General features: G+C 67.1%; 2 protein-coding genes. Both read right to left on the minus strand.

The genetic code is table 11. The annotated features are described in order from the left end of the window. Window positions 1-3: 3 nt before the first annotated feature. On the minus strand, window positions 4-1836 hold the full coding sequence (locus tag N5E02_RS20640) for a monovalent cation:proton antiporter-2 (CPA2) family protein (protein ID WP_279946711.1): 1833 nt from the start codon (window positions 1834-1836) through the stop codon (window positions 4-6). Window positions 1837-2047: 211 nt separating this feature from the next. Beyond that, window positions 2048-3005 (minus strand): molybdopterin-synthase adenylyltransferase MoeB (gene moeB, locus N5E02_RS20645; protein ID WP_279946712.1); only part of this gene is annotated, 958 nt, incomplete at its 5' end.

Here is a 3005-nt window from a genome sequence, read left to right on the forward strand (position 1 = left end):
GCTTTATTCTTCCTCCTCCGGCACGTCCTGCGGGTTCAACGTCTTGCTTGCCCGCTTCGGTGCGGTGAGCGGCGTCGGCGTCGGCACGCCCTGGCCGGAGTTGCCGAACACCATCTTGGCGCCGGCATTCAGACCACCACCGGCAATCTCCAGCTCGAAGCGCTCGGCGTCGCGGCGACGGATCTGCTCGGCAATTTCGATCGCATCGTCCTCGTCCGCACCCAGTTCCACCAGCGCGGCCTGGCCGAACAGCACCGCCGATTCAAACGTCTCGCGGATCTGGAAATCAACACCGGCATGGATCAACCGCAGCGAATGCTCGCGGTCGAACGAGCGCACCATCAGCTTGGCCTGCGGGAACTCGTGCGACACCAGCTCAACAATGCGGTCAGCCGCCTCGGCCTTGTCCACGCACACCGCAATCGCACGTGCGGTGGCCGCGCCCGAAGCATGCAGCACGTCCAGTCGCGTACCGTCGCCGTAGTAGATCTTGAAACCGAAGCGCGCCGCGCTCTGGATCATCTCCACATCGTTGTCGATGATGGTCACGTCCACGTCGCGCGCCAGCAGCGACTGGCTGGCGACCTGGCCGAAGCGGCCGAAGCCGATCAGCAGCACACTGCCGGACAGGCCATCGGCCTCGTCCACGCCGTCCATGTTCACCGTCGGCTTCGGCGCGATGCGCTTGTAGAGCAGCACCACCAGCGGGGTCAGCGCCATCGACAGCACCACCACGGCGGTGAAGTTGGCATTGATCTCCAGGTTGATCACCCCGGCCGATGCGGCAGCGGAGAACAGCACGAAGGCGAACTCGCCGCCCTGCGCCATCAGCACGCCCCGGTCCAGCGCCTGCGCGTGGTCGCTGCCCATGATGCGCGCGACCACGTAGATGCACAGCGCCTTGGCCGCCATCAGCGCCAGCACCAGGCCGAGGATCAGCTGCCAGTTGCCGGCCACCACACCCAGGTCCAGCGCCATGCCGACGCTGAGGAAGAACAGGCCCAGCAGGATGCCGCGGAACGGCTCGATGTCCGCTTCGATCTGGTGACGGAACGTCGATTCGCTCAGCAGCACGCCGGCCAGGAACGCGCCCATCGCCATCGACAGGCCCGACAGCTGCATCAGCAGCGCCGCGCCCAGCACCACCAGCAGCGCGGCGGCGGTCATCACCTCGCGCGCCTTCGATTCGGCCAGCACGCGGAACAGCGGGTTGAGCAGGAAGCGGCCGACCAGCACCAGGCCGACGATGGCACCCACGCCGATCGCCACCGACAGCCAGCGCGAGCCCTCGCCATCGGCGCTGCCAGCGCCCGGCGCCATCCAGGCCACCAGCGCCAGCAACGGCACGATCAGCAGGTCTTCGAACAGCAGGATGGAGACGATCTTCTGGCCCGACGGCAGCGCGATGTCACCACGCTCGGCCAGCAGCTGCATCACCACCGCGGTGGAGGTGAGCACGAAGCCGGTGGCGCCGATGAAGGCCACCTGCCACGGCAGGCCGAACAGTTTGGCGATGCTGGTCAGCACCAGCGCACAGGTGACGATCTGCAGCGTGCCCAGCCCGAAGATTTCCTTGCGCAGGCTCCACAGATGCGAGGGCCGCATTTCCAGGCCGATCACGAACAGGAACATCACCACGCCGAGCTCGGCGGTATGCAGGATCGCCTGCGGGTCGGAGAACCAGCCCAGCCCGAACGGTCCGATCGCCAGGCCAGCGGCGAAGTAGCCCAGCACCGAGCCCAGGCCGGCCCGGCGGAACAGGGGCACCATCACCACCGCCGCGCCCAACAGGGCCACGACCTTGACCAGCTCGCTGGTCGCTGCTTCTACCGCCATGCGGTGTGTTCCCCAAGATCCAGAATCGGGTTCAACAATAGAGCAATGCCGATGACGGCAATAGCACGCATGTTGCGCCGGATTGTCTTGGCGATGGAACGATGCAGGGAGTGACCCCCAACATCATCCCGAAACCATGCACGTGACTGTACAGCCGAGCACGGGCTCGGCTCTACAGTAGATCCACGCCATGCGTGGATGACGCTCCGATTCACCCACCCCGGCAGAACGCGGCGTAATCGATATATCCCGGGAACGGCACACCCGGCGCGCAGACCGGACACTGCGGGTCCGGCCGGATGCCGGTCTCGCGGAAGCGCATGCCCAGCGCATCGAAGCGCAGCAGCCGACCCACCAGCGGCTCGCCAATGCCCAGCAGCAGCTTCAGCACCTCGGTGGCCTGCAGCACGCCGGCCAGGCCAGGCAGCACGCCCAGTACACCAGCCTCGGAACAATTCGGCGCAAACTCTGGAGGCGGCGGCTCGGGGAACAGGCAGCGATAGCAAGGTGCCACGCCGCGCTGGCGGCCGGCGTCAAACACGCTTACCTGGCCGTCAAAGCGCTCGATGGCGGCATACACCAGCGGTTTGGCGTGCTTGATGCAGGCGTCGTTGAGCAGGTAGCGCAGCGGGAAGTTGTCCGAGCCATCCAGCACCACGTCCACGCCCTCGAGCAGCGCATCCACGTTCTCAGAGGTCACCCGCTCCGGCACCGCCTCGACCTCGATCGACGGATTCAACGCCAGCAGCCGCTCGCGCGCGGAATCGACCTTGAGCTGGCCGACGCTGGCTTCGGTATGCACGATCTGCCGATGCAAGTTGCTGCGCTCCACGCGGTCGTGGTCGGCGAAGCGCAGGTGCCCTACCCCGGCGGCGGCCAGATAGAAGCCGGCCGGCGCACCCAGGCCGCCCGCGCCCAGCACCAGCACGCGTGATTGCTGCAGCCGACGCTGGCCGGCCTCGCCCACCTGTGGCAGCAGCAGGTGGCGCGAATAACGATCAAAGAAATCGCGGTCGGCGGCACTGGCCAGCGGCTGCACCAGTGGCAGCGACTGCTCGCGCCAGGCCACGGTGCCGCCCGTCACGGAAGCGACCTGGGCGTACCCGGCCTCCAGCAGGAACTGCGCGGCATCGGCCGAGCGCTTGCCGCTCTGGCAGATCAGCAGGATC

This window comes from Stenotrophomonas sp. GD03777 (assembly GCF_029842485.1).
GTDB classification, from domain to species: domain Bacteria; phylum Pseudomonadota; class Gammaproteobacteria; order Xanthomonadales; family Xanthomonadaceae; genus Stenotrophomonas; species Stenotrophomonas sepilia.

Excerpts from the sequence above, each read along its gene's own strand:
- N5E02_RS20640 (WP_279946711.1), bottom strand. The coding sequence starts at position 1,836 with ATGGCGGTAGAAGCAGCGACCAGCGAGCTGGTCAAGGTCGTGGCCCTG.